Below are 25,782 nucleotides of genomic sequence, written 5' to 3' on the forward strand. Positions count from 1 at the left end.
GGCGTTGCCTCAGCCTCCGCGGCGGACCGCCTCATAAGCGGCCAGCGCCGCACCCCGCGACTCCTTGAGGTCGACCACGGGCTCCGGCCGGAGAGCGCTGCCCGCGCCGTACTCCGGCGCCCACCGCGCGACGTACCGCCCGTCGGCGTCGAACTTGGTCGCCTGCAGCTCGGGGTTGAACACCCGGAAGTACGGCGCGGCGTCGGCGCCGGACCCTGCGACCCACTGCCAGTTGAACGGGTTGCTCGCAGCATCCGCGTCGACCAGGGTGTCCCAGAACCACTGCTCCCCGAGCCGCCAGTCGATCAGCAGGTTCTTCACCAGGAAGGATGCCGTGACCATGCGCACCCGGTTGTGCATGTGCCCCGTCGCCCAGAGTTCCCGCATCCCGGCGTCGACGAGACGGTAGCCGGTGCCGCCGCGCTCCCACGCCTCGAGCAGGTCCGGTCGCAGCGGCGGCCACGGGAACGCATCGAACTCCCGCCGGAGGTTCGTCGTCGCCAGGTCGGGGGCGTGGAACAGGGTGTGCCAGGCGAACTCCCGCCAGCCCAGCTCGGTGAGGAAGCGCCCGCCGCCGCCGGCCTCGGCCGCCGCATGCCACACCGTGTGCGGACCGAGCTCGCCCCACCGCAGCCGTGGCGACAGCAGCGAGGTCGCCCCTGCGGCGGGTTCGTCGCGCGCCCGGTCATAGTCGCCCACGTCCTCGGCGAGGAACTCCCGCAGCCGGCGGCGGGCGGCCGGCTCACCCGGCTCCCACGCCTCGCGCAGGCCCCCGGCCCAGTCCGGCGCGGTCGGCAGCAGGGCCCAGTCCGACAGATCGTCCGACGGCACGTCTCCCTCGAACCGGGCGATCGTCCGCGGTTCCGGCAGCGGCCCCCGCGGCCCCGGCTGCTGCTGGCATGCGCGCCAGAACGGGGTGAAGACGGAGAAGTGGGTGCCGGCGCCGGTCGTCACGGTCCACGGCTCGAACAGGAGCGCGGCCGCGAACGAGGCGACCTCGACGCCGTCGGCGCGCAGCGACGACTTCAGGTCGGCGTCGATCTCCCGCTCGGGGAGCCCGTAGCGCCGGTTCCAGAACACGGCGCCGGCGGCGGCATCCTGCACGACGTCGCGCACGGTGCGTGCCGCGGGTCCCCGTCGCAGCACGAGGCGCCCGCCCTTCTCCCGCAGTCGCTCGGCGAGCGAGGCCAGCGAGTGGTGCAGCCACCAGCGGGCGGCGCCACCGAGCGGGCGGATGCCGGGGGACTCGTCATCCAGCACGAACAGGGCGATGATCGGCGCACCCCGGTCGACGGCCGCGCGCAGCGCCGGGTTGTCGGCGAGCCGCAGGTCGTCGCGGAACCAGACGATCGAGGGCGACGTCATCCGTCCATCCTGCCCTCATCGGGGCCGAGGAGGTCAGACCGCCGTGACCGAATGCCCGCGCGGCACGGTGACCAGCAGCCCGCCGGTCTCCACGCGGCAGTGCAGATGCGTGCCCTCGCCGAACTCGTCACCGTCCAGCTGCACGGGCTGTGCCGACGGCGTCGCGATGTCGATGCCAACGCCGCGGGTGTAGCGGACGGCGTTGTCCTCCGTGGTCAGCGCGAGGAACTTGCGTCCCGCCCGGAAGCGTCGCAGCACGCTGTTGTCCCAGGCGACGCGGCGCCAGACGAGCAGCCAGCCGAAGGGTCCCTTCGGCTGCACGACGACGACATCGAGCTGACCGTCCGTGACGGACGCCTCGGGGATGAGCTCGAGCCCTGCCGGCAGGGACCCGCAGTTGGCGATCAGTACGCTCTGCACGTTCGCGCGGTGCATGCGGTGCCCAGGCAGCTGGTACATCACGGGGAACGGCTTCGCCCCGACGAGCGAGCGGGCGGCGCCGTCGACGTAGGCGACCCAGCCGACCTTCTTCTTCAGGTCGCCGTTGGTGTTGGCGATCATGGCGGCGTCCAGCCCGATACCGCCCATGACGACGAACGCGCGTTCCTCCGTGCCGGCGTTCGTGCGGGTGATCTTCGCGAAGCCCACGTCGATCGGCAGCGTCTCGCCGTCGAAGGTCGCCCGGATCATCGTCTCCGCGTCGTCCAGCGGCAGCCGGAGGTTCCGGGCCAGCAGGTTGCCGGTCCCGCTCGGCACGATCGTGAGCGGGACCCCCGACCCGGTCATCGCCTCCGAGACGGCGCGCACGGTGCCGTCGCCGCCGGCCACGAGGACGGCATCCACCTCTTCGGCGAGCGCCTGTCGGGTCACGTCGTCGCCCAGGTCGTCCACGGTGGTCTCGTAGAAGAGGGGCTCGACCCACCCGGCCTCGGCGGCCAGCCGCGTGACGGAGGCGCGCAGCTCGTCCGCGTCGACCTTGATCGGGTTGTACACGAGCGCGGCCTTCGGGTTCGGCCGCCGCCCGCCCTCGGAGATCGGTGCCGTGTGGCCCGCGGCATCCACGCGGCGGGCCTCGCCGCCCTCACCGTCGGTGGTGTCGGGTGCGACGTCCTCCGGTTCGCGGATGGTGTCGTCGGGCGCGGCGGCCTCGACGGGGTCGGGAGCGTCGGCACCGCGGTCGTCGTCAGAGAGAGGCCCCATGGGAACAGACTAGGACCCGCAGGCTGGGGAGGAGCCGCCACCCGCTGGCTAGACTTGACGGATGATCGATCTCGCCCTCCTCCGCGACGACCCGGAGCTCGTGAAGCGCTCGCAGGAAGCACGCGGGGAGTCGGCCGACACGGTGGATGCCGCCCTCGTCGCCGACCGGGAGCGCCGCGCGGCGCTGACGGCGTTCGAAGAGCTCCGCGCCGCGCAGAACGCGCACGGGAAGACCGTCGCGAAGGCCGCCAAGGAGGACAAGCCCGCGCTCGTCGCCGAGGCGAAGGAGCTCAGCGACCGGGTCAAGCAGGCTCAGCAGGCGGTCACCGCGGCGGAGCTGGCCGCCGACGAGGCTCTCGCGAAGATCGAGAACATCGTCCTGGACGGCGTCCCCGCCGGCGGGGAGGACGACTTCGTCACCCTCCGCACGCATGGGCAGCCCGCGACGTTCGACTTCGAGCCGCGCGATCACCTGGCCCTCGGCGAGCTGCTCGGCGCGATCGACATGGAGCGCGGCGCGAAGGTCTCCGGCGCCCGGTTCACCTTCCTCACCGGCATCGGTGCGCGTCTCGAACTGGCCATCATGAACATGGGGCTCGACCGGGCGCTCGCCGCCGGGTTCATCCCGGTCATCCCGCCGACGCTCGTGCGCGCCGAGGTCATGCGCGGCACCGGGTTCCTCGGGCAGCACGCCGACGAGGTCTACCGGCTCGACGACGACGACCTCTACCTCGTGGGTACGAGCGAGGTGCCCCTCGCCGGGTTCCACATGGACGAGATCCTCGACCTCAGCGACGGCGCGAAGCGCTACGCCGGGTGGTCTGCGTGCTACCGGCGGGAGGCCGGCTCAGGCGGCAAGGACACCCGCGGCATCATCCGCCTGCACCAGTTCAACAAGCTGGAGATGTTCGTCTACACGACCCCGGAGGATGCTGAAGCCGAGCACCTGCGTCTCGTGGAGATGCAGGAGCGGATGCTGCAGGACCTGGGCCTCAGCTACCGCGTCATCGACGTCGCCGCTGGTGACCTCGGCTCCTCCGCCGCCCGCAAGTACGACGTGGAGGCGTGGGTGCCCACGCAGGGTGCCTACCGCGAGCTCACCAGCACCTCGAACTGCACGACCTTCCAGGCCCGCCGGCTCGACATCCGGCACCGCCCGCCCGTCGAAGGCGGCGGCGTCGGAAAGACGGCGCACGTCGCGACGCTGAACGGGACGCTCGCGACGACCCGCTGGATCGTCGCGCTGCTGGAGACCCACCAGCGCGCCGACGGGTCGGTGTGGATCCCGGAGGCGCTGCGACCCTACCTCGGCGGCTTGGAAGTCGCGGAGCCGATCGCGTGAGCGAAGCGCACCTCCCGCCGACCGGGTCGGTCAAGGTCGTCCGGCCGACGAAGGCCGCGGAGCTCGTCGAGGAGATCGCCGAGGACACCGAGAACCCGGATGTCCCCACCGAGCGCCTCCTCATCGCCCTCGACGTCGACGGGACGGTCCTCCTGGAGGATGAGACGCTGAGCCCCGGGGTGGTCGCGGCCGTCGCGCACGCCCACCGCGCCGGCCACGAGGTCATGCTCGCGACGGGCCGTTCGTGGGAGGGGACCCGCGGCATCCTGCGCATTCTGGAGATGCAGCCGGAGTACGTCGTCTGCTCCAACGGCGCCGTGATCATGAAGCGCATCGCCGGCGACTTCGCCGACGAGGTGCGCTACGAGCGGTTCCACGTCGAGACGTTCGACCCCGCCGAGGTCCTCCACCTCCTGCGCGAGCACCTGCCGGAGGCCCGGTACATGGTCGAGCTGCCCGACGGGCGGCGCCTGTACACCGAGCAGCTCGACGATTGGAACCTGCAGAACGCCCGCCGCGTGCCGTTCGAGGAGCTCTCCGCGTCCCCCGTGTGCCGTGTCGTCGTCGTCTCCCCGGAGGACACCGACGAGGACTTCGTCGACCTCGTCGCCCGCATCGGGCTCAACAAGGTCTCGTATGCGGTCGGCTGGTCGGCGTGGCTCGACATCGCCCCGCAGGGCGTGGACAAGTCCACGGCGCTGGAGAAGGTGCGGGTGTGGCTGGAGGTCGATCCGCCGCACGTGCTCGTCATGGGTGACGGCCGCAACGACGTCGGGATGTTCCGCTGGGCGCGTGAGCACGGGGGTCGGGCCATCGCGATGGCGCAGGGGCCGGAGGACGTCCGCCGCGAGGCATCCGAGACGACCCGGTCGGTGCAGCACGGCGGCGTCGCCGACGTGCTCCGCAAGCTCTGATCCCGCTACTCAGCCGGTCCACAGCCGTTCCGGCGAAAATGGGGAGCGAACCCGTCCACTAGACTCGACGCCTGTTCGTCGGATGCCGTTGGCGTCCGCCGGGAGGGTTGTCCGAGCGGCCGAAGGATCCGGTCTTGAAAACCGGTGGGCAGCAATGTCCCGTGGGTTCGAATCCCACACCCTCCGCAGTTTCGAAAGGACGTCCGTGAGCGAGCCCACCTCCGCCGCCAAGGCGTCCCGCCACCGCCGGCACCCCGTCGCCCGGCACGGCATCCTGTCCTCCCCCCACCCGTTCGTGCAGGTCCTGCAGATCCTCGGCGCCGTCGTCGCGGTGCTGGCGATCAGCATCGGCACGGTGGGCGCCTTCGCGGTGTGGGACGCAGCGCGCGCCCTCGAGGACAGCGGTGTCTCGATCGGCGACGACGAGACCGAACTGCCGCCGAGCATCGGCGAGATCGAGGGCGGTGTCAACCTGCTCGTCGTCGGCACCGACTCGTGCGAGGGTCAGGACCTCGCGCTCTTCCCGCGGTGCGCGGACGACGACGGCGGTGAGCGCAACGACGTGACCATGCTGCTGAACATCAGCGACTCGCCGCGGCGCGTGACCGTGGTCTCGTTCCCCCGCGACATGGTCATCCCGATCCCCTCGTGCCCGAACGAGGACGGTGGCAGCTACCCCGCCATGAGCGCGCAGATGCTCAACTCGTCGTACATGAACGGCGGCCTGCAGTGCAGCGTGCTGACGATCGAGGAGCTCACCGGCGTCGACATCCAGTTCGCGGCATCCATCCGCTGGACCGGCGTGATCAACATGTCCGACGCGATCGGCGGCGTCGACGTCTGCCTCTCCGACGACATCAAGGACATCCATACCGGGCTCGACCTGGCCAAGGGCGAGCACACGCTCGTCGGCGCCGATGCCCTGCAGTTCCTCCGCATCCGGCACGGCATCGGCGACGGCTCCGACCTCGGCCGCATCTCGAACCAGCAGCAGTTCATGGGCTCCCTCGTGCGGAAGCTGAAGTCGGACGCGGTCCTCGCGAACCCGCAGGCCCTCTTCGGCCTGGCGACCACGGCGCTGCAGCAGGTCAACAACGGCCAGCTCGTGCTGAGCTCGTCCCTGGCGAACGCGACCCGGATGGTGCAGATCGCGATGGCCGTCAAGGACGTCGCGTACGAGGACATCGTCTTCGTGCAGTACCCCACCGAGTACGCCACCGGCGGCGCGCGCGTGCAGCCGGTGACCTGGGCCGCGGACGTGCTGTTCCAGGCCATCGCGGAGAACAGGCCGCTGAAGCTGACCGGCGAGGTCAGCGGGGGCAACGGGGTCGAGGTCGTGGGCGAGGCCGACGGCGACGGCACCATCGAATCCCCGACCGCGACTCCCGATACGGCCGTGACGCCGGATCCGAGCGCGACGCCGGATGGCACGCAGACGCCGAGCACGGACGCCCCGGTCGAGCTGCCCAGCTCCGTCACGGGACAGACCGCGAAGCAGGTCACCTGCACCCGCGCGGAGCAGTAGCGCGACGCTCACGCGGCCGGGGCTCAGCCCTGGCGCCAGGCGTCGGATTCGAGGTGCGAGCCGGCCTGCGGCCCCATGGTCAGCATCCCGCCGTCGACCGGCCAGCTGGCGCCGGTGACGTACCCCGCCGCCGGGGACGCGAGGAACGCGACGACCGCCCCGATCTCCTCGGGCGTGCCGGGGCGCTGGATCGGGATGCCGGGGCGGTGCGTGCGCGCGGCATCCTCCGACTCCATGTCGTTCAGCGGCGTCGCGATCTCGCCGGGGGCGACGGCGTTGACGGTGATCCCGTGCGCGCCGAGCTCCTGCGCCATCGTCTTCACGAGACCGCCGAGCCCGTGCTTCGCGGCGACGTAGTGCGCCGACCCGACGCGCGGCTGGTGCTCGTGCACGCTCGTGATCGCGATGATCCGTCCCCCGTGGCCGGCCGCGACCATCCGCCGGGCGGCCGCCTGCATGCCGGCGAAGGCGCCGTCGAGGTTGAGGGCGACCGTCTGCCGCCAGTCGTCGAGCGACAGGTCGAGGAACGGGATGCCACCCCCGCCGCCGGCGTTGTTGACGAACACGTCGACCCCGCCGAGTTCGTCGGCGAGTGCGTCGATCGTCGCGGGCACAGCCCGCAGGTAGGTCGCGTCGAAATGTGCGACGACGGCGCGGGAGCCCGCCGCGCGCACGGCGTCCGCCGTTCTCTGCGCCCCCTCCTCATCGCTGTGCCACGTGATGCCGACCTCGATCCCGGCATGGGCGAGCGCGATGGCGGTGGCGGCGCCGATCCCCGAGTCGGATGCCGTGACGATCGCGTGGCGGGGGAGGAAGGTGTCGATCATGGCGTCACCGTACGTGCGTCGCGGGGCGCAGCGGAGAGGGTTTACATCGGGATGCCGGTGGGGTAGCCGCGCGGCGGATGCGGTGCGATGCGGTGCGATGCGGTGGCCGGGACCGGTTATGATTGCCGGGTGCATCTGCGCCGTTTTCGGCCGGATGCCTGGAGACGTCGCATAGTCAGGCCTAGTGCACCACCCTGCTAAGGTGGAGTCCTCGCAAGGGGACCGAGGGTTCAAATCCCTCCGTCTCCGCCAAGAAATCCCCGGTCAAGCCGGGGATTTTCTGACTTCCGATCGGTCGGCTATCTCTCATAGATCAGGGAGAAATTGGGCGACAGTGTCCCCACAGTGTCCCGGAAGATCAGCCCGCTCCTGTGCGTGGGCTCTCCGCGCCGGTACCTGTGCGCGTGCGCCATTCTGCGACGGGCTCGCGAAGACCCAAGGCGGAGCGCACCGCCCGTGACCGAGCTTGCCTCCGGGCCTGTTCGACCCCGTAGGGGATGGCCGAGAGCGTGATGGTCAGGATGGTGGCGATGCCGTACATGCCGGCGGCGGAGAAGAGTGGTGGGCTTGCGAAGCGGCGAGGGCAGCGATGATTGCGACTATTCCGAGGACGGCCGCAACGCCCCAGAGGTAGGTCGCGATCAGGAAGAGGATTCCTGCGCCGGGTCCGGTGCGGGCGACTACCCAACCGACGATCTCGTCGTCGGGGTCTGCCGCACTGGTAGGTGACATCTGAGTTGGGTTGCCCGGGAGGGGGCCCTGGAAGGATGTCATTGTGCCGAAGCCTTATCCGAGCGAGTTCCGAGACGACGTCGTGCGCGTTGCGCGGGGCCGTGAGCCTGGTGTGACCATCGAGCAGATCGCGACCGATTTCGGGGTTCACCCGATGACGCTCACGAAGTGGATGCGGCGTGCCGCGGTCGAGGAGGGCTCGAAGCCGGGCGTGACCCGGTCAGAAGGCGCAGAGCTGCGGGAGGCGCGGAAGCGGATCCGGCTGCTCGAGCAGGAGGTCGAGGTGCTCCGCCGTGCGGCGGCGTATCTGTCGCAGGCGAACCTGCCGGGAAAGGGCTCTACCCGCTCGTGACCGAGCTCGCCGCTGACGGTTTTCCCGTCGCGGTGACGTGCCGGGTACTTAAGCTCGCTCGCCAGCCCTACTACCGGTGGCTGGCCAACCCCATCACCGATGGTGAACTCGTCGCGGCGTATCGCGCGAACGCGTTGTTCGACGCGCACGCGACGACCCGGAGTTCGGTTACCGGTTCCTGCTCGACGAGGCCCGCGACGCAGGCGAGGTCATGGCGGATCGGACGGCGTGGCGGATCTGCCGCGATAACGGCTGGTGGTCTGCGTTCGGGAAACGTCGTCGTGCGAAGGGCAGACGGCCCGGTCCGCCCGTTCACGACGATCTCGTGCGCCGGCAGTTCACCGCCGACGCCCCGAATCGGCTCTGGCTCAGCGACATCACGGAGCACAAGACCGGCGAAGGCAAGCTCTATCTCTGCGCGATTAAGGACGTGTTCAGCAACCGGATCGTCGGGTACTCGATCAGCGACCGGATGAAGGCTCGTCTCGCCGTCGACGCGGTGAACAGCGCCGCCGCACGGCGCGGGAACGTTGCCGGCTGCGTGGTCCACACGGACAGAGGATCCCAGTTTCGCGCGAGGAAGATGGTCCGCGCCCTGCACCACCACGGCATGGTCGGATCAATGGGCCGCGTCGGGGCGGCGGGCGATAACGCCGCGATGGAGTCCTTCTTCAGCCTGCTCCAGAAGAACGTCCTCAACCGCCGCACCTGGTCCACCCGCGACGAACTCCGCATCGCCATCGTCACCTGGATCGAACGCACCTACCACCGACGCCGCCGGCAGAGACGGCTCCACGGTTTGACCCCAATCGAGTACGAAGCAATCATGAACACCAACGTCGCCCTCGCGGCGTGACTACAAAAACGTCACCTATCGGTGCAGCAGACCCGTTCGCCGTGAGCGGTCAGTCGCGTCTTCCGCGACAGTTCGAGCGCTCCGCGCGTGAGTTGCGTTCAGGGGGTCACGAGCATCGATGCTCGGATCGTTGTTGGCGGTGAGCGCCAACACGTGGGAACCCACCAAGGCCAGTGCCGTCGACTGCACAGATAGCACCGGGGTGTCCCGCCGTCAGCCCTTCACGGCCCCGACGGTCATACCTGCGATGACCTGACGTTGGAAGAGCGCGTAGATGATCAATTGGGGCACGAGCACGAGGGTCGCAGCTGCCATCATCCCGCCGTAGTCGACGGTGTACTGTCCCTGGAATCGTGAGACGGCGAGGGAGACTGTGACCATGTCGGGGTCGTTGATGAGGATCGACGCAAACGGGAACTCGTTGAACACGTACACGACGTTGAAGATCAAGATCGTTGCGATCACCGGCCGCATGAGGGGGAGTACAACGGTCCAGCAGAGCTTCCACAGCCCGACACCGTCGATGATTGCGGCTTCTTCGATCTCGGTGGGGAACTCGCGCAGGAAACCGGTCATGAGGAGGATGTTGAACGGGATCGTGACGGCGATGTACGGGAGGATGAGCGCCCAGTAGGTGCCGAATATCCCCAGCGTGAGGTCGAGCCGGTAGACCGGGAAGAGCAGGATGTAGACGGGCACGGCGAGGCCGGCCAGGAGGTAGAGACGCAGCGAAGATTGCGCGCGTCGTCGCCGGAATACCATGCGGGTGAGCGCGAACGCGGCCATGAACGAGATCGCGGTGCCGATGGTGACCGAGGCTACGGCGATGAAGATCGTGTTTGCGTACATCCGCAGTAGCGGCAGGCCAGTGATCGCGTTGATGTAATTGTCGAACGTGAGGTTGTCAAACGCGAGGGGATTTCCCAGGATGTTGCCGCTGGGCTGAAATGAGAGCAACAGGATCCACAGGAGGGGAAGCACGATCAGGAACGTCACGAGGTAGGCGACGGCTCCGAGGGTGATCCCGAGTCGGCGCCCCGGTCGACGGCGGTGCGCCGGATGGTCGGCGGCTGCGTCGTGGGTACCTGCAGGAATGGTCGGGGCGCTCATGCGGTGGCCTCCTTGCGGCGTGCAGCGATGAGGTAGCCTGCGGACACGATCGCGCCGAGGACGGTGATCACGACTGCAAGCGCCATGCCGTAGCCGTACTGCTGGTTGGTGAACGTGATGAAGTACATGTAGCTGACGAGTGTTTCGGAGCGATGGACGGGGCCGCCTCCGGTGAGCATGTACACCAGTTCGAAGATCTTGAAGATGTTGGTGATCATGAGGATCGTGACGATGGCGAAGGTCTCACGCATCATCGGGATCTTGATGTGCCAGATCTGTTGCCAGCCGCTGGCACCGTCGAGGGCGCTTGCCTCCAGCACATCGCCGGGGAGCAGCTGGAGGCCTGCGTAGAAGATAGTCATGGCGAAACCGATGCTGCTCCAGATGAACACAACCGACACCGAGTTGGGTGTCAGGTAGTCGCCGCCGATCCACTGGGCCGGAGGGATGCCGAACGCCGCAAGGGCGCGGTTCAGGAGTCCGATCTTAGGATCCAGGATGAACACCCAGATCAGCCCGACGAGGATGGGGGCGATGATCGCGGGCCCGAATACGAGCGCGCGCAGTAACCCACGTCCGGCGATGGCTCGTTGCAGGAGCAGCGCCAGCGCGAAGGAGGCGGGGATCAGGACGGCGAGGCTGACGACCAGGATGACGATCGTGTTCTGCAGGGATTGCCAGAAGAACGGGTCGTTGGCCAGCGCGAGGTAGTTGTCCAGGCCAATCCACGTGGGTGCACCGAAACCCTGGAAGCGGGTGAAGCTGAAGACGGCCGAGTAGATGACCGGATAGACGACGAACATTGTGAACGCGACGAGCCCCGGCGCGAGCATGAGGAGGATCTTCCAGCGTGTGCTGACCCAGACCATGAGAGTGCTTTCGTGTACGGGGGCGGAGCCGCAGTTCGCTGCGGCTCCGCCCGGGAGGTGGTCTACCGGTTGCTGTCGAACGCCTTTTGGACGAGCTCCACAGCGGCCTCGGGGGTGAGTTGGCCTTGGATCACGCCGTAGATGCTGTCGTACATCGCGTTGGCCACGGGAGTGGGCACGAGCAGGTCGGGCTGGGACTGCGGGCTGGTGACGCCGTCAGCGGATGCGGCATCCAGTGCCGCCTTCAGTGCGCTCTGCGTCGTCGGGTCGACGTTCGCCTGGAACGTCGTCACCGGGGGCTGGCCGTTATCGACGAGGATCTGCTGCGCCTCATCGCTGTAGTAGAAGGCGAGGAACTTCTTCACGGCCGCGAGCTTGGTCTCGTCGTCGGCAACGTTGTGGTCGACGGCAAACGGGGCGGAGGCCACGTTCATGATGATGTTCTGTTCGCCGACACCGTCGGAGAACTGCGGGCCCTGCCAGAACGCGATGTCCGAAGCGATGCCGGACTCCTGAATCGCACTCGACGCCCAGACGCCCGAGTCCAGCATGGCAGCGTTTCCGCTCGTGAACTGGTCGACGGCCTGCTGGTAGGTCTGCGTCGACACGTTCGAGGCGAACGCTCCAGCCTTGCGGAGCTCGTCGATGTGCTCATACAGGCGCAGGAAATCGTCGTTGGTGTACTGCACGGATCCGTCCAAGAGCCCGGCGACCTTGTCGCCGTAGCCAAACCGGTCGAGCATCGTGAGGAAGGACCACACGCTGAAGGCCGACTGGTTGGCCCCGTTGGAGATTGTGGTGATCCCCTTGGCGCTCAGCTTCTGTGCGGCGGACACGAGATCGTCGTAGGTCTGAGGCATCTCGATGCCGTTGTCGGACAGAATCTTCTTGTTCACCCACAGTCCCGTGAGCAGACCCTGATAGGGGACGCCGTAGATCACGTCGCCGGCCGAGAAGTTCTGGATCGTGCTCGCGGGGAAGGAATCGGTGAGCTTCAGTTCATCGAGGACCGGTGCCAGGTCGAGCAAGAGTCCGGACTGCTGCATCTGCTCGGCGTTGGACTTGTACACCCAGAAGATGTCCGGCAGGGTGTCACTCTGCGCCGCGATGGAGAGCTTCTGCAGATGCTCTGCGACGGCTTCGCCCGACACCGTCACTGTGATGTTGGGGTTCGCTTTCTCGAAGGCCTGCACGATCGCCCACGTCGCGGGGTCAGCCGTCTTCACGTCGGGGTTCTGCATCGAGAGGGTGATCTCGGTCTTGCCGCTTGCGTCCGTGCCGCTCGATCCGCCGCAGCCGGCGAGGACGAGGGCGGATACCGCGACGGCGGCGGCTGCAAGGACCAGTAGGCCCCGCGGCGCTCGGGGTGCTGTGCGTCGCACGTTCATCTCCTTTGATGTGTCGTCTGCAAGGTGCAGATCGAATCAGATATCGAAACGTTTGCGGGAAACGTTTGTCTCAAACTAGAGGCGATTCGAAGAGGTGTCAAGCGGGGAATCCGAAGCCCTCGGTGGACTCGCGCAGCTGGAGATCCTGATGCAACCGCACCGTTCTCGGGCTGGAGTCGGGCGCATCGAGGCGCTCCATGAGCAGACGCACTGCGGCGACTCCCATGTCGAAGGCGGGCTGGCGCACGGTGGTGAGACGAGGGCGAAACAGGTCGGGATTGTCGAAGCCGTCGAACGTCGCGAAGGCGATGTCCCCGGGGATCTCACTGCCTGCGTCCTCCAGTGCGCGCAGCCCGGCGACGGCGAGCGGGGTGCTGCAGGCGATGATCGCCGTGGCGTTGCCGTCTGCGAGAGCGACCCTGATCGCGTCCCCGATCCGGGCGCGGTCGGTGCCCTGAATGATGTGCTGTCCGCCCGCGTCGAGCTGAGCATCGCGGACGCCGTCGAAGAAGCCGTCGAGGCGCTCCTCCAATGCGGGCACGCGAACATCTCCCGCGATGACGAGAAGCTCTCGGTGCCCCTGCGCGGCGAGGTGGCGCACCAGCGCTCGCATGGAGTCCCGGTTGTCCGCGCCGACCTGGTCGAAGGGCAGATCCCGATAGAGGCGGTCGAGCAGAACGACGGGTGTCTTCTCGTCCTGCAGGTCCGTGAGCAGCGAGGGCGTCGCGGCCGCAGCGCACGCCAGGATGAGTCCGTCCACGCGGCGTTCGAGGAGCGTGCGGACGGCTCGCCGCTCTCGTTCCGGATCCTCCGCCGAATTCGCCAACAGCAGGGTGAGCCCTCGCGCGGCGGCTTCCTGCTCAACGCCGTGCACCATCTCGGCGAATGCCGGCTCGCCGGCATCCGAGACGACGAGCCCGATACTGTCCGACTTGGACCTGCGCATCGCGCGGGCAAGCGTGTCCTGCCGATACCCGGTCTGTTCGATCGCCTTCAGAACGCGGCTGCGGGTTTTCGGCTCGACGTTCCGTGTGCCGTTGAGGACATGCGAAACCGTCGAGATCGACACGCCCGCGATCCGGGCCACATCCACCATGGTTGCCATCGGATCGGACCTTATCTCCCTCGCTGCGCGATCGCGTTTGCGCAAACATACCCCATCGCGGATGCGGACCGGAAATACGGACGCAGTTCGGATGAATCAAGCAGATTCTTGCGCGGGAGATCACGAGCGCGCTATGGTCGTGCAGACAAACGTTTCGATGCCGATTCGGCATCCGAGAGAGCCCCTCGACAAGGGGCGAAGGAGTGGACGATGACGACCCCATCCCCCCGCCCGGCAGGACTGCTCGGCGACCTCACTCAGGCCCGCTCGGCACGCACGGCCCGGGTATCGAGCTTCGACCAGACCGGCCGCAACCGCGACAACTGGATCATCATGCCCGGCGAGGAGCGGACCCTCGCCGACATCGAGGGCCCCGGTTTCATCACCCACATCTGGATGACCCAGTCGTGCCGCATCCAGCCCGGTCCCGGACAGATCGACCCCAACGTGGTTGGCGTGCCCATGTTGGAGATCCACAACGCTCTCGGCGTGAGCTGGGAGGTGGTCGACCCGGACTACTACCGCAAGATCGTCCTCAAGATGTACTGGGACGACCAGGAGACACCGAGTGTGGTCGCGCCGCTCGGCGACTTCTTCGGACTGATGAACTCGCTGTCGGGGTCGTACGAATCGCTCCCGTTGTCGGTGTCGGCGAAAGAACCCGAACTGCACTCCTTCGGCGGCAGCGCCGCCTTCAACAGCTACTTCCGCATGCCGTTCGGCACGCGCGCTCGCATTGTCGTCGAGAACCAGAACGACATCCCCTACCTGCAGTACTTCTACATCGACTACGAGCTGGTTCGTGAGCCGCTGCCGGCAGACACCGTGTACTTCCACGCACACTGGCGCCGCGCACTGCCCACGCAGGGCTGGGGTCCCGACCTGCAGTCGAACAGCATCGAGACGACGATCCCGAATCTCGATGGCAAGGACAACTACGTCGCACTGGAAACCGAGGGCCGCGGCCACTATGTCGGCTGCACCCTCGCCGTACGACACTTCCAAGGCTCATGGTGGGGCGAAGGCGACGACATGATCTTCATCGACGACGACACCTGGCCGCCCAGCCTGCACGGGACGGGCATGGAAGACTACTTCGGTCACGCCTGGGGCATGCAGCACAACGCCTACCTGTTCAACGGGACGATCGTGCACGAGGAAGACGTCCCCGGCTTCCACCACAGCTACCGATTCCACCTGGTGGACCCGATCCGCTTCGACAAGCGCATCCGCGTGACCTTCGAACACGGGCATGGGAACCATCTCTCCGACGAATGGTCGTCGACGGCCTACTGGTACCAGACCCTTCCCTCGCCGGAACTGGACATCCCGCCCGTCGACGAGCGACTTCCGCTGCGGCCGGTGGATCGTGTCATCACGGCTCCGCTGCCGGAGCTGACCGACGATCAGCGTGCTGGCCGCGAGGCGGCCGCCGCCCGCATGGCGGACTTCATCGCCAAACGCGACCGGATGCGGGCCGAGCGCCGTGCGCAGATCGACCAGTGGGAGCACGGGAACCGTGAGATCGCGCGCGAGGTGCGACGCCGCTACGACGAGCGCGAGGGCTGAGCATGCGTCCTCTGCTGCACTTCACGGCGACGTCGGGGTGGATCAACGATCCTCACGGCATCACCTACCGGGAGGGTGAATACCACTCGTTCTTCCAATACGTGCCCGGCACGACGTCGTGGGCGCCGAACTGTCATTGGGGCCACGCCGTCGGTCCCGATTTGCTGTCGCTGCGCGAACTGGCCGTTGCGATCGCGCCCGGAGACGGCGATGGCGGCATCTGGACCGGTTCGCTCGTTCGTGAGGACAACGGCGCCGCACGCGTCTTCTACACCTCCACGTCCCAGCCGAACATCGGGATCGGTCGCATCCGCATCGCCACCCCCGCCGATGACGACTGGAACACCTGGAACAAGGGCGCCTTCGTCGCCGACGCGCCGGACGGGCTCGACATCATCGCCTACCGTGACCCGTTCGTGCGCCGAGACGGGGACATCTGGCGGATGTTCGTCGGGGCGGGACTGCGCGACGGCACCGCGACCGCGTTGACCTACACGTCCGAAGACTTGGACTCGTGGCGGTACGAGGGAATCGCGTTGGAGCGTTCGACCACGCAGACCGAGCCGGTGTGGATGGGGGCACTGTGGGAGTGCCCGCAGATCTTCGCGCTCGATGGCCGATCCGTGATGGTCTCCTCCGTCTGGGACGACGACGTGCTGCACTACGCGGGCTACGCGATCGGCACCGAGAACGACGGCACATTCGACGCAACCAGCTGGGGGCGACTCACCTATGGCACCAGCTACTACGCACCGTCCCTCTTCGTCGATGCGTCGGGCAGGCCGTGCCTCCTGTTCTGGATGCGAGAAATCGGCGGAGCACAGGACGGGTGGGCGAGCGCCCACAGCATCCCCCACGCACTCTCAATCGAGGACGGACGCCTGCACGCCCGCCCCCACGAGGATCTCCTGCGTCATCGCGGCACACTGAGCGCCGATGCGACGGTGCCGCATCCGGTCGCGGACATCGAATGGGAGCCCGCAGAAGGCGGCCAGCTCGACGTGCTCGTCGGCGGTGACAACGCCCTGTCCATCGTTCGCGTCGGCGACGAGTTCACGATCACCGTGGCGGACGTCAGCACATCAGTCCCGGGTCAGGACGCCGTCCTCCGCGTCATCGTGGACGGACCAGTGCTGGAGGTGTCGACAGGTGTCGCCCTGTTCGGTGCGCGCCTCGACGTCACGGATGCTCCGTTGTCGGCCAGATCCACCGGCGGCGAGCTCCGTGTCTACCCGCTCGCGTGACGGATACGCGCTCGTCGTCGGCGAGGCGCTCATCGATATCGTCGAGGTCGACGGGCAGCCGTCGACCGAGCACGTGGGTGGTTCGCCGGGCAACGTGGCACTCGGTCTCGGGCGGCTGGGGGTCCCCGTGCGGCTGCTCACCGCGCTCGGTCGCGATGATCGCGGGCGCAACATCAGCGACCACCTGCGCTCCAGCGGGGTGCAGATCGACCCGCGATCCTGGACACTCGCGCGCACCTCGACCGCCCGCGCGCGTATCGGCGGGGACGGATCGGCGGCCTACGAGTTCGACATCGAATGGCCCGCGTTCGACGCCTTCGCACCACCCGCGGCGGGACTCGTCCACGTGGGATCGCTCGGCGCGCTTGTGAACCCCGGGGCCGCCGACGTTCTTCGGCTGGTGCGCACGCTTCCACCGGGTGCGGTGCTCACGTTCGACCCGAACATTCGGCCACGGCTCCTTTCCGACCGGGCGACCGCGACAGCACAAGTCAGTGCGATCACCCAACGGGCGGACTTCGTGAAATTGAGCGACGAGGACGCCGCCTGGCTCTACCCCGGCCTCGACGCAGACAACGTGCTCGATCTGCTGCTCGACGCCGGCGCCCGCGCCGTCGCCCTCACGAGAGGGTCAGCCGGTGCAGAACTGGCCTCCCCGGACGCTCGCGTCCACGTGGACGCGCTGCCCGTGCACGTCACCGACACCGTCGGTGCGGGGGACAGCTTCATGGCCGCCATTGCGCGGGAGCTGTTCCACGAGCGCGTGGGGCCAGGCGAGTACGACGCGGACACGTTAACACGCCTCGGAAGACGAGGCGCCCAGGCGGCCGCTGTCACCGTCACCCGCGTCGGTGCCGACCTCCCGAGAAATGCCGATCTCCCGTCATCAGCTGGGGGAGCGACGCTACCACGACGTACCTTCCTCGCTGCGGCCCTAGCCGTCGCGGGTGCAGCCACCATTTGGCGCCTCTCGGATACACCCGCATCTGCGAGCGAGCGGGAGGAAGCGACTGCGGCTCCCGACACCTCCGGTCACGCCTCGATCGTCGGCGTGCTCTGAGCGTCGACTTCTCTCTCCGCATCGAATAGGAACAACATGTCCACCGTCTACGACGTCACCACCTTCAGCGGGAGCGTTTCCCCCCACACCGATATTGGAAGGGTGATCAATGAGATCATCGCCGATATCAAGGCACAGCAGACGACGCAGGTGACCCGTCCAGGCGCGGTCATTTACATCCCGCCGGGGCACTACGACCTCCAGACACGCGTCATCATTGACATCAGCTACGTGCAGATCAAGGGATCCGGGCACGGATTTCAGTCCCTCGCGATCCGCGATGAGAGTTCGACGTCGGGCTGGATAGATACTCTCCCTGGCGGCAGCCACATCCAGATGAAAAACACTGACGGTACGTCAGTTGCGTTCCTGGTCCAGCGCGCCGGGAGCCCCACAACGGTCGGTCGGATCAACTCGGTCGAGTTCCGTGACTTCATCATCGACGGAGTGTCAGCATCCAAGCGTCGACACCGCCGCCGAGATCCTCATCGTCGCCGGACACCTAGCTTCTACGGGCACTCAGGTCGAGATCGAGTTGCGGGCAACGATACCTCGGACAGGACGGTTGAGGCTCGACCTCCTAGTTACGCCGGACGGTGAGGAGAGCACAACCCTCGAGCTGCGGCGCGACCGCGATGGAGAACTCGCGATAAACCTTGACCGCTCACGCTCTTCGCTCGACGCCGAGGTCGACAGATCATCGCATTCCGGCGACCTCCCGCTCCTTCAAGGCAACACTGGCGACACCTGCATGGTACGCGTCTTCCTCGATCGCTCTTCTATCGAGGTGTTCGTGGACGGTGTCGCGCTCACCACCCGCGTCTACCCGACGAGGACCGATGCGGATCGCATCCGTCTTGTGGCCGAGGGAGACGTTCGGGTGGACGACGTCCGGGGTTGGCGCCTGCTCGACCAAGAGCAGAACTTTCGGGTCATGGAGCCTCCTCTGGACTCAGAGATGTGAGGTCGGGTCGGTCCGCGAGCGCCACGCCCCGCTTCTGGTCGTTGGCCAGTCCGATGATTAACCGCTTGACCAACCACGTTTGTTTGCTCTATAGTCTGGATAACCGCTTAACCAGACAGGACAACAATGAGCCAACGAGGGTTCTACCAACCGGAGGACGGATGGGTGGGGGACGTGATCCCCTACGAGGAGGACGGCGTCCTGCACCTGTTCTACCTGCATGACACGCGCCGCGTCCCGAAGGAGGGCATGCCGTGGCATCGGATCACGACGGAGAACCTCGTCGATTTCGTGGAGGTCGGGTCGGCGATCGGCTCCGGGGGGCCGGAGGCAGCCGACTTCAATATCTATACCGGGAGTATCGTCCGGGACGAGGCCGGGGTCCATCACGCGTTCTACACGGGACAGAACCCGTTGCATCGAGGAGCGGACGCGCTCCCGCTGCAGCTCGTCATGCACGCGACCAGCGATGACGGCATGGCGACGTGGACCCGTCACCCGGAGCTCACATTCGGTGCCAACCCGGGGTACGAGAGCGCCGACTGGCGCGACCCGTTCGTCTTCCACGACGACGAGTCGGGTCTGTGGCGAATGCTCATCACGGCGCGCCACGCCGACGGCCCCACGCGCCGACGCGGCGTGATCGCCCAGTGCACCTCGACGGACCTCACGACATGGCGCCCCGCGGAGCCTTTCTGGGACCCGCGCAGAGGCGTCGCGCACGAGTGCCCCGAGGTCTTCCAATGGGGAGACTGGTGGTACCTGGTGTCATCCGAGTTCAGCGACGCGTTTGTGACCCGCTACCGGATGGCGCGCACCCTTGCCGGTCCCTGGATCGCCCCCGAGCACGACACCCTCGATGGCCGCGCCTACTATGCCGCGAAGTCGGCGTCTCTCGGCGGGAGGCGACTCTTCTTCGGTTGGATCGCCAGCCGCGAGGCGGGCAGCGACGACGGCGCCTGGCAGTGGGCCGGGACCCTCTCCGTACTCGAGGCGGAGCAGAACGTCGACGGGACGTTGGCATTCCACCCGCCGCATGAACTTCTCGACACGTTCGGTGACCCGCAGGATGCCTTCGCGCAAAACACCGTGATCTCCGCACCCGACGGTCACGCCCAGCTGGTCTCAACTCACGACGTCCCGGAGGCCTTCCGCCTCACCGCGCGGTTCGACGCGGGGACGCGGGCACGCGAATACGGAGTACTGCTGCGCGCGAGCGAGGATGGAGACGAGGGATACATCCTGCGCCTCGAGCCCACGCGCGGACGCCTCGTGTTCGATCGCTGGCCGCGCAGATCGACCGGCGACGAGCAGTGGCAGATCTCCGGAGACGTGCCCTTCGCGATCGAACTCGAGAGACCGGCCAACCTGACGGGCGGCGCGCATGTTCTCGAGGTGATCGTCGACGGTAGCATCTGCGTCGCCACCCTCGATGACGCCGTCGTACTGAGCACGCGCGTCTACGATCGGCCGACTGGCCGTGTTGGCGCGTTCGTCGACGACGGAGAGCTCCGCATCGCCGAGTTCACGCTGCGCACACCACAGCGCTCCCTCGTCGCCCCGATCGCTCCGGCTGCGCTTGTCGGCGCGCGCCCGTAGGCGCATCCCATCTCTCACACTGCGGTACCCGAAAATCAAAGGAGATTCGACAATGAAGAAACACGCACTCCGGCTCGCGCTCGTCGGCGTCGCCGCGACGGCAGCCCTCGTGCTGTCAGGCTGCGGCGGCACTGCTCCCAGCGGAGAGATCGACCCCGAGGGCGATGTCGTCCCGCGCGAGATCTCATGGCTGCTGTCCCGGCCGGCTGACGGCGGGGTCATCACGGCAATGGAACAGATCGCGCATGAGTACGCCAAGGATCACCCGGGGTTCTCGCTGAACCTGATCACGACTCCCGACCGGCCCTCCTACATTCAGAAGTACGAGACGCTCGCCGCGGCGAACAAGCTTCCCGAGCTGTTCGACACCGACGCGACGCCTTTCGCGCAGAAGCTCGCGAAGCAGGGGCGCATGGTGGATGTGGAGAAGCTCCTCGACGACATCGGCCTGCAGGATCAGTATCGGGAAGCGGCGCTGAATTACCAGCGCTTCGACGACGGCTCTCTCTACATGGTGCCGTTCGAGTTCCAGCTCGAGTTCTTCTGGTACAACAAGGCACTCCTGCAGGAGGCCGGTGTCACGGTGCCGGCGACGCTCGACGACTTCCCCGCGATGTGCGAGGGACTCCGCGCGGCGGGCATCACACCGATCGCGCTGGACGGAGCCGACCAGTGGCCGCTGGAACGCTACATGGCGTACTACCCGTTCCGGCAAGCCGGCCCCGAATACGTCCAGGAGCTGAAGAGCGGCAAGGCATCGTTCGCGGATTCGGCCGGCCGGGCCGCGGCCGAATGGCTCTCCAAGCTCGGCAAAGCGGGCTGCTTCGCGGACGGCTTCTCATCGACGGGTTACGCAGACGCTCAGGCGCTTTTCACCTCAGGCAAGGCCGCGGTCTACAACATCGGGACCTGGGAACTCGGCAACCTGGCGACGGACGCCTTGGATGCCGGCGTCCGCGGTGATGTCGACTACTTCACGCTCCCGACGATCGATGGCGCCGTCACGAACGACAACGAGTACGTCACCCCGTCGGGCATCGGCATGGCGGTCAACGCCAAGACGTACGATCCTCTCGTGCGCGACTTCCTGAGCTTCGCCCTGAAGCGCTACCCCGAGATCTATGCGGCCACGGGGGCCCTGTCGCCCACGACGGGCGTCGAGACGACGATCCCCGACAACGCGACCCCGCTGTACGGCCGCGCGATCGAGCAGTCCGAAGACGTCGGACCCAAGATCGCGATGCCGTGGGACACCCAGCTCGACCCTGCCACGAACACGCGGTTGCAGCAGGAGCTCACGCTCCTCGTGCAGGGTGAGATCACTCCGGACGAGTTCATCGAGACGATGGACAAGACCCTCACGGAGAACGTCGGTGGCTGAGATGGCACACGCCGGGACGGGCGTCACGCGCCCGCCCCGGCGGTCCCGGCGCCAGTACGGGGCGATGCTCCCGCGGCGCTCGACGCTGTCTGTCCTGGTATTCCTCGTGCCGCCGCTGTTGCTCTACGGCGTTGCGGTACTGCTGCCGATCCTGCAGTCACTCGTCCTCAGCTTCTTCCGCTGGGACGGCATCACGGACCTTGCCTTCGCGGGCATCGACAACTACGTCAAGATGCTGACCCGCGACGACGTGTTCTGGACTGCGTTCGGCAACGCCCTCGGCTACCTGGCTATCTGCCTGGTCCTGCAGCTGGGAGGCGCGCTCCTCGTCGCCGGCCTCCTCACCGCACTTCCGCGTGCCCGCGAGCTGGTGAAGACCCTGTACTTGCTGCCCGCTGTCATCTCCACGGTCGCGATCGCGCTCCTGTTCCAGCGCATTTACTCGCTCGATCCGGTCGGACTGCTGAACCAGGTTCTCGCGGGGGTCGGGCTGGAGCAGCTCCAGACGGCGTGGTTGTCGAACGTGCAGACCGTTCTGGTCGCCGTATCGATCCCTGAGGGATGGCGCTTCACCGGCCTGTACATGCTCATCATCTACGCGGCACTCATCGCAGTGCCAAGCGAGCTCGAAGAGGCGGCGCGCCTCGACGGAGCGTCATGGTGGCAGGTGTTCTGGAAGATCCGTTTCCCGTACATCCGGCCGGTCTGGATCACGACCACGATCATGGCGACGACCTTCGCGTTGCGGGGTTTCGACATCCCCTACCTCCTCACCGGCGGCGGCCCCGGGCAGGCATCCGAACTGCTCACCACCTACATGTACAAGACCGCCTTCGTACACACCGACTATGGCTACGCCAGCGCGATCTCTGTATTCATCGTGATCGAGTGCCTCGTGGCGGTCGGTCTCATCCTGCTGCTGCTCCGTCGAAGGGACGACTCATGACCGCCGCGACGCTCACGCGCGAGTCCCCAAAGCCGTTGCCGCCCGAGCGTGAGGCCCCGCCACGCCGGAGCGCCTCGCCGCGGATCAGGGTCCAGAAGACGCTGCTTACCGTGACGGTCATCTTGATCGTTATCGTGCAGGTGTATCCGCTTGCCTGGCTGTTCATCACGAGTTTCCGCACCGCATCCGACTTTGCGGGCGGGAACCCGTTCGCCTTCCCGTCGGAGTTCACCCTCGCGAACTACGGGCGCGCCTTCGCGACTGGCAATCTGGGGCTGAACATCGTCAACAGTCTCATTGTGACGCTCGGCGCCAGCCTGCTCATCGTGATCGCCGGGATGATGGCGGCGTACGCGCTCCAGGTTCTGGGCTTCCGGTTCAGCGGGTTCGTACGCGCGCTGTTCCTGCTCGGGATCATCGTGCCGGTGCAGATCGCGCTCGTGCCGCTGTTCATCGACTACTCTCAGGTCGGGCTCCTCGACACGCACATGTCGATGATCATTCCCCTCGCGGCGTTCGCGCTGCCGATGTCGGTGTATCTCTTCTCGTCGTTTTACGAGTACATCCCACGCGAGAACTATGAGGCGGCGTCGCTCGACGGCGCCGGCCCCTACCGCATCTTCGCGCAGATCACCCTTCCGCTGTCGGTCAACACCATCATCACGGTCGTCCTGGTCAACAGCATCTTCATCTGGAACGACTTCATCTTCGCCAACACGTTCGTGCTGTCCGACGGGCTGAAGACCATTCCGCTCGGTCTGCAGAACTACATTGGGGCGATGGGCAACACGGACTGGACCGCGACGTTCGCCGCGGTGTGCGTCACCGTCACGCCGCTCCTGCTCGTCTTCCTCGTTCTGAACAAGGCGATGATCCAGGGCCTGGAGAGCGGGGCGACGAAAGGATGAGCCGCGGTTCGGGTGGGACCTCCAGTGTGACGATGCGCGACGTTGCCAAGGCGGCGGGCGTATCCATCGCGACCGTATCGCACGTCATCAACGACAAGCCGGGTGCGCGGATCGGCGACGACGCGAGGCGCAGGGTGCACGATGCGGTCGCCGAACTCGGGTACCGCCCCAATGCGCTCGCGAAGACCCTGTCACAGGGGGGATCGCGATTCATTGGACTGGTCGCCGACCAGATCGCTACCACGCCATTCGCCGGACAGATCATCCACGGCGCCCAAGACGAGGCGTGGAGACACGGTTACGTTCTCCTCGTCGCCAACACCGACGGCAACGCAGATGCCGAGAACGAAGCCATCGCGATGATGCTGGAGCACCAGGTGCGGGGCATCCTCTACTCGAGCTGGTACCACCGCGAGATCTCCGTCCCCGAACAGCTTGAGCTGACCGACACCGTTCTCGTCGACTGCTTCGCGCGGGGAAGCGGGTTGTGCGCCGTCGTCCCCGACGAGGAACAGGGAGGGCGCGCCGCCACCGAAAAGCTGATCGCCGCCGGTCACCAACGGATCGCGTTCATCAACACGACTACTCCTTCACCCGCACAGACGGGCCGCCTGGCGGGCTATCGCGCCGCACTGGATGCGGCCGGCATTGAACATGATCCTTCGTTCGTCCTCGACGCCTCGCCCGAGCAGGAGGGCGGCTACGGCGCCGCGGGCCGCATCGTGGAGTCCGGTGTCACGGCGGTGTTCTGTCACAACGACCGCGTGGCGATGGGCCTCTACGATGGCCTGCGCGAGCACGGCCTCCGTGTTCCCGACGACGTCGCCGTCGTCGGGTTCGACAATCAGGAGGTCATCGCTGCGCACCTGCGCCCACCCCTCACCTCGGTCGCACTCCCGCACTACGACCTCGGTGTCGTAGGAGTGAGAATCCTGCTCGGACTCGACACCGCTGATCAGGCGATCCCGACTCTCGTCGCCTGCCCGGTCATCCAGCGGCAGTCGGTCTGACGGCACTGTCGGTCGCTGAGGCGTCTTCTTTCAATACCGATTGACGCGGGGTCGAAGCATTGCTATCTTCATGCCAAGACGTTTTGCCAAAACGTCTTGGCACCGAGTCTGCACCTCATCGCACACCCCAATGAAGGAGTCGAAGTGACGAAGCTTCGCACACGTGACGCACGACGCGGCCGTGCCCTGCTCGCCCTGACCTCGGTGGCTGCTGCTGCCGTGGTCCTCAGCGGATGCGGTGCCGGCGGCACCGCGCCCAACGCGACCGGTGACAGCAAGACGCTGACGGTCGTGGTCGAAGGCGGCGGCAAGGCCGAGCTCCAGCCGGTCGCCGACCTGTACAAGAAGGAGACCGGCATAGATGTCAGCCTCGTGGAGCTTCCGTACGCGGGTCTGTACGACCGGATCTCGTCGGAGCTCAAGGCCGGTAGCCCGTCGTTCGACGTCGCTGCGGTCGACGCCATCTGGCTGACGGCCTTCGCGCCCGGACTGGCTCCGATCGACGACCTGTTCACCGACGACGTGAAGTCGGATCTGTTCGGCGGGCTCGTCACCGAGGCGCAGTCCGGCGACCACTTCGTCGGCATGCCGGTGTGGACAAACTCGGAGATCCTCTTCTATCGCACCGACCTCTTCGATGACGAGAAGAACAAGGCGGACTTCGAATCGAAGTACGGTTACCCGCTCGCCGCGCCGACGACATGGGAGCAGTACAAGGATGCCGCGGAGTTCTTCACGCGTGACACCGACGGGGATGGCAAGGTCGACCTGTACGGCACCGATGTGAAGGGCGCGGTGGAGACCGAGTGGCTCGCTACGGTCTCGCAGGCCGGCGAGAAGCAGATGGTGCTCGACGCCTCGACGAACGAGGTCACGATCGACGACGCTGCGCACAAGAAGGCGCTCGATTACTACATCAGCCTGTTGCCGTACGCTCCCTCGGGCGCGGCGCAGCTCGACTGGGCTGGTGCGCAGAACCTCTTCTACCAGGGGAACCTCGCGATGATGCGCTTCTGGGGTCACGCGTACCGCCAGACGCCTGCCGACTCGCCGATCAAGGACGACATCGGCGTCGGGCCGATGATCGCCGGTCCTGGAGGCATCGCCGGAGTGCCCGGCGCTTGGTACCTCTCTCTGCCGTCGACCGGCAAGAACCAGGATGCCGCGAAGAAGTTCATTCAGTTCGCGTACGAGCACAACGACCTCTCCGCCGACACCTCGCTCGGCCTGGTGGCGCGCAAGAGCGCGTTCGAGAGCAAGAACGGCACGGCGGGATTCGAGAACTTCCCTGCACTAGTCGAGACCCTCGAGTCCCCACAGTCGCTGCCACGTCCTGCGACCTCTAACTGGCAGGAGATCGTCGACTCCGTCCTGACGCCCATGCTGCAAAAGGCCGTGGAGCCCGGCGCCGACACCGCCAAACTCCTCTCCGACGCCAAGTCGCAGATCGAGTCCATCGTCAAGTAGTCGAACGCTCCGTTCGACCTCGCAAGAAGGAACCTCCCGTGGAAACGAC

The 25,782-nt window shown here is 66.9% G+C and carries 21 protein-coding genes, 2 tRNA genes and 1 pseudogene; 17 read left to right on the top strand and 7 right to left on the bottom strand.

Features of this window, described 5'->3' with window-relative positions; translation table 11 throughout:
- Positions 1 to 9: 9 nt before the first annotated feature.
- The gene (locus MSA03_RS07685) at positions 10 to 1,365 is read right to left on the bottom strand and encodes a cryptochrome/photolyase family protein (RefSeq protein ID WP_147050251.1); all 1,356 of its coding nucleotides are present in this window, start codon (positions 1,363 to 1,365) and stop codon (positions 10 to 12) included.
- Positions 1,366 to 1,398: 33 nt separating this feature from the next.
- Positions 1,399 to 2,565, bottom strand: coding sequence for a diacylglycerol/lipid kinase family protein (locus MSA03_RS07690; protein WP_028496469.1), 1,167 nt, complete (start codon positions 2,563 to 2,565; stop codon positions 1,399 to 1,401).
- 61 nt (positions 2,566 to 2,626) lie between these two features.
- Between MSA03_RS07690 and serS the strand changes: the two genes are divergently transcribed.
- The 4 genes from serS to MSA03_RS07710 all read left to right on the top strand — a co-directional run bounded on the left by serS (position 2,627) and on the right by MSA03_RS07710 (position 6,346).
- Positions 2,627 to 3,907: a serine--tRNA ligase gene (gene serS / locus MSA03_RS07695; protein WP_147050252.1), complete on the top strand. Its 1,281-nt coding sequence runs from the start codon at positions 2,627 to 2,629 to the stop codon at positions 3,905 to 3,907.
- Positions 3,904 to 4,821 (top strand): HAD family hydrolase, encoded by a 918-nt coding sequence (locus tag MSA03_RS07700; RefSeq protein ID WP_147050253.1) that lies wholly within the window; start codon positions 3,904 to 3,906, stop codon positions 4,819 to 4,821. Before serS ends, MSA03_RS07700 begins: the two co-directional genes overlap by 4 nt.
- Positions 4,822 to 4,922: 101 nt before the next feature.
- A tRNA-Ser gene (locus MSA03_RS07705) sits at positions 4,923 to 5,007 on the top strand.
- A 19-nt stretch (positions 5,008 to 5,026) separates the two neighbouring features.
- Positions 5,027 to 6,346 carry an LCP family protein gene (locus tag MSA03_RS07710; RefSeq protein WP_244946361.1) on the top strand — a complete coding sequence of 440 codons (1,320 nt, stop codon included), beginning with the start codon at positions 5,027 to 5,029 and terminating at the stop codon, positions 6,344 to 6,346.
- 23 nt (positions 6,347 to 6,369) lie between these two features.
- Here MSA03_RS07710 and MSA03_RS07715 read toward each other — a convergent pair whose 3' ends face one another.
- Positions 6,370 to 7,173, bottom strand: coding sequence for an SDR family oxidoreductase (locus MSA03_RS07715; RefSeq protein WP_147050255.1), 804 nt, complete (start codon positions 7,171 to 7,173; stop codon positions 6,370 to 6,372).
- Positions 7,174 to 7,333: 160 nt separating this feature from the next.
- Between MSA03_RS07715 and MSA03_RS07720 the strand changes: the two genes are divergently transcribed.
- Positions 7,334 to 7,425: transfer RNA gene (locus MSA03_RS07720), tRNA-Ser, on the top strand.
- 523 nt (positions 7,426 to 7,948) lie between these two features.
- Positions 7,949 to 9,113, top strand: a pseudogene (locus MSA03_RS07725) (IS3 family transposase).
- Between the two features lie 213 nt (positions 9,114 to 9,326).
- On the opposite strand, the gene MSA03_RS07730 reads toward MSA03_RS07725, so the two are convergent.
- From MSA03_RS07730 to MSA03_RS07745, 4 genes are all read right to left on the bottom strand, one after another.
- The gene (locus MSA03_RS07730) at positions 9,327 to 10,223 is read right to left on the bottom strand and encodes a carbohydrate ABC transporter permease (protein WP_147050256.1); all 897 of its coding nucleotides are present in this window, start codon (positions 10,221 to 10,223) and stop codon (positions 9,327 to 9,329) included.
- The gene (locus MSA03_RS07735; protein ID WP_147050257.1) at positions 10,220 to 11,092 is read right to left on the bottom strand and encodes a carbohydrate ABC transporter permease; all 873 of its coding nucleotides are present in this window, start codon (positions 11,090 to 11,092) and stop codon (positions 10,220 to 10,222) included. The genes MSA03_RS07730 and MSA03_RS07735 overlap by 4 nt, the downstream gene beginning before the upstream one ends.
- A gap of 62 nt (positions 11,093 to 11,154) precedes the next feature.
- Positions 11,155 to 12,474 (bottom strand): ABC transporter substrate-binding protein, encoded by a 1,320-nt coding sequence (locus tag MSA03_RS07740; protein ID WP_218028807.1) that lies wholly within the window; start codon positions 12,472 to 12,474, stop codon positions 11,155 to 11,157.
- Positions 12,475 to 12,577: 103 nt separating this feature from the next.
- Positions 12,578 to 13,585, bottom strand: a complete 1,008-nt coding sequence (locus MSA03_RS07745; protein ID WP_147050259.1) for a LacI family DNA-binding transcriptional regulator — start codon at positions 13,583 to 13,585, stop codon at positions 12,578 to 12,580.
- A gap of 210 nt (positions 13,586 to 13,795) precedes the next feature.
- Between MSA03_RS07745 and MSA03_RS07750 the strand changes: the two genes are divergently transcribed.
- The 11 genes from MSA03_RS07750 (at position 13,796) to MSA03_RS07800 (ending at position 25,733) form a co-directional block, all read left to right on the top strand.
- Positions 13,796 to 15,154, top strand: coding sequence for a glycoside hydrolase family 172 protein (locus MSA03_RS07750; RefSeq protein ID WP_147050260.1), 1,359 nt, complete (start codon positions 13,796 to 13,798; stop codon positions 15,152 to 15,154).
- 2 nt (positions 15,155 to 15,156) lie between these two features.
- Positions 15,157 to 16,398: a glycoside hydrolase family 32 protein gene (locus MSA03_RS07755; protein ID WP_147050261.1), complete on the top strand. Its 1,242-nt coding sequence runs from the start codon at positions 15,157 to 15,159 to the stop codon at positions 16,396 to 16,398.
- Positions 16,379 to 17,458 (top strand): carbohydrate kinase family protein, encoded by a 1,080-nt coding sequence (locus MSA03_RS07760; protein ID WP_244946362.1) that lies wholly within the window; start codon positions 16,379 to 16,381, stop codon positions 17,456 to 17,458. Before MSA03_RS07755 ends, MSA03_RS07760 begins: the two co-directional genes overlap by 20 nt.
- Before the next feature lie 36 nt (positions 17,459 to 17,494).
- A complete protein-coding gene (locus MSA03_RS07765) occupies positions 17,495 to 18,058 on the top strand; it encodes a glycosyl hydrolase family 28-related protein (protein WP_147050263.1) in 564 nt (187 codons plus the stop codon).
- Positions 17,946 to 18,422, top strand: coding sequence for a GH32 C-terminal domain-containing protein (locus MSA03_RS07770; RefSeq protein WP_503826266.1), 477 nt, complete (start codon positions 17,946 to 17,948; stop codon positions 18,420 to 18,422). Before MSA03_RS07765 ends, MSA03_RS07770 begins: the two co-directional genes overlap by 113 nt.
- Positions 18,423 to 18,548: 126 nt before the next feature.
- Positions 18,549 to 20,021, top strand: a complete 1,473-nt coding sequence (locus MSA03_RS07775) for a glycoside hydrolase family protein (RefSeq protein ID WP_147050265.1) — start codon at positions 18,549 to 18,551, stop codon at positions 20,019 to 20,021.
- Positions 20,022 to 20,073: 52 nt separating this feature from the next.
- Complete coding sequence (locus tag MSA03_RS07780; protein WP_147050266.1) at positions 20,074 to 21,402, top strand: ABC transporter substrate-binding protein; 1,329 nt, start codon at positions 20,074 to 20,076, stop codon at positions 21,400 to 21,402.
- A gap of 64 nt (positions 21,403 to 21,466) precedes the next feature.
- Entirely contained in the window at positions 21,467 to 22,348 is an 882-nt protein-coding gene (locus MSA03_RS07785) for a carbohydrate ABC transporter permease (RefSeq protein ID WP_147050435.1), read from the top strand.
- Positions 22,345 to 23,256, top strand: a complete 912-nt coding sequence (locus MSA03_RS07790; protein WP_147050267.1) for a carbohydrate ABC transporter permease — start codon at positions 22,345 to 22,347, stop codon at positions 23,254 to 23,256. Before MSA03_RS07785 ends, MSA03_RS07790 begins: the two co-directional genes overlap by 4 nt.
- A 32-nt stretch (positions 23,257 to 23,288) precedes the next feature.
- Complete coding sequence (locus MSA03_RS07795) at positions 23,289 to 24,266, top strand: LacI family DNA-binding transcriptional regulator (protein ID WP_371863085.1); 978 nt, start codon at positions 23,289 to 23,291, stop codon at positions 24,264 to 24,266.
- Positions 24,267 to 24,410: 144 nt separating this feature from the next.
- On the top strand, positions 24,411 to 25,733 hold the full coding sequence (locus MSA03_RS07800; protein ID WP_147050269.1) for an ABC transporter substrate-binding protein: 1,323 nt from the start codon (positions 24,411 to 24,413) through the stop codon (positions 25,731 to 25,733).
- Positions 25,734 to 25,782: the final 49 nt, after the last annotated feature.

The sequence above is a fragment of the Microbacterium saccharophilum genome (assembly GCF_007992455.1).
Taxonomy (GTDB): domain Bacteria; phylum Actinomycetota; class Actinomycetes; order Actinomycetales; family Microbacteriaceae; genus Microbacterium; species Microbacterium saccharophilum.

Coding starts and splice junctions, on each gene's coding strand:
- MSA03_RS07775 (WP_147050265.1), top strand. CDS start 18,549: ATGAGCCAACGAGGGTTCTACCAACCGGAGGACGGATGGGTGGGGGAC.
- MSA03_RS07755 (WP_147050261.1), top strand. CDS start 15,157: ATGCGTCCTCTGCTGCACTTCACGGCGACGTCGGGGTGGATCAACGAT.
- serS (WP_147050252.1), top strand. CDS start 2,627: ATGATCGATCTCGCCCTCCTCCGCGACGACCCGGAGCTCGTGAAGCGC.
- MSA03_RS07765 (WP_147050263.1), top strand. CDS start 17,495: ATGTCCACCGTCTACGACGTCACCACCTTCAGCGGGAGCGTTTCCCCC.
- MSA03_RS07745 (WP_147050259.1), bottom strand. CDS start 13,585: ATGGCAACCATGGTGGATGTGGCCCGGATCGCGGGCGTGTCGATCTCG.
- MSA03_RS07790 (WP_147050267.1), top strand. CDS start 22,345: ATGACCGCCGCGACGCTCACGCGCGAGTCCCCAAAGCCGTTGCCGCCC.
- MSA03_RS07750 (WP_147050260.1), top strand. CDS start 13,796: ATGACGACCCCATCCCCCCGCCCGGCAGGACTGCTCGGCGACCTCACT.
- MSA03_RS07785 (WP_147050435.1), top strand. CDS start 21,467: ATGCTCCCGCGGCGCTCGACGCTGTCTGTCCTGGTATTCCTCGTGCCG.
- MSA03_RS07690 (WP_028496469.1), bottom strand. CDS start 2,565: ATGGGGCCTCTCTCTGACGACGACCGCGGTGCCGACGCTCCCGACCCC.
- MSA03_RS07795 (WP_371863085.1), top strand. CDS start 23,289: ATGCGCGACGTTGCCAAGGCGGCGGGCGTATCCATCGCGACCGTATCG.
- MSA03_RS07715 (WP_147050255.1), bottom strand. CDS start 7,173: ATGATCGACACCTTCCTCCCCCGCCACGCGATCGTCACGGCATCCGAC.
- MSA03_RS07780 (WP_147050266.1), top strand. CDS start 20,074: ATGAAGAAACACGCACTCCGGCTCGCGCTCGTCGGCGTCGCCGCGACG.
- MSA03_RS07735 (WP_147050257.1), bottom strand. CDS start 11,092: ATGGTCTGGGTCAGCACACGCTGGAAGATCCTCCTCATGCTCGCGCCG.
- MSA03_RS07685 (WP_147050251.1), bottom strand. CDS start 1,365: ATGACGTCGCCCTCGATCGTCTGGTTCCGCGACGACCTGCGGCTCGCC.
- MSA03_RS07730 (WP_147050256.1), bottom strand. CDS start 10,223: ATGAGCGCCCCGACCATTCCTGCAGGTACCCACGACGCAGCCGCCGAC.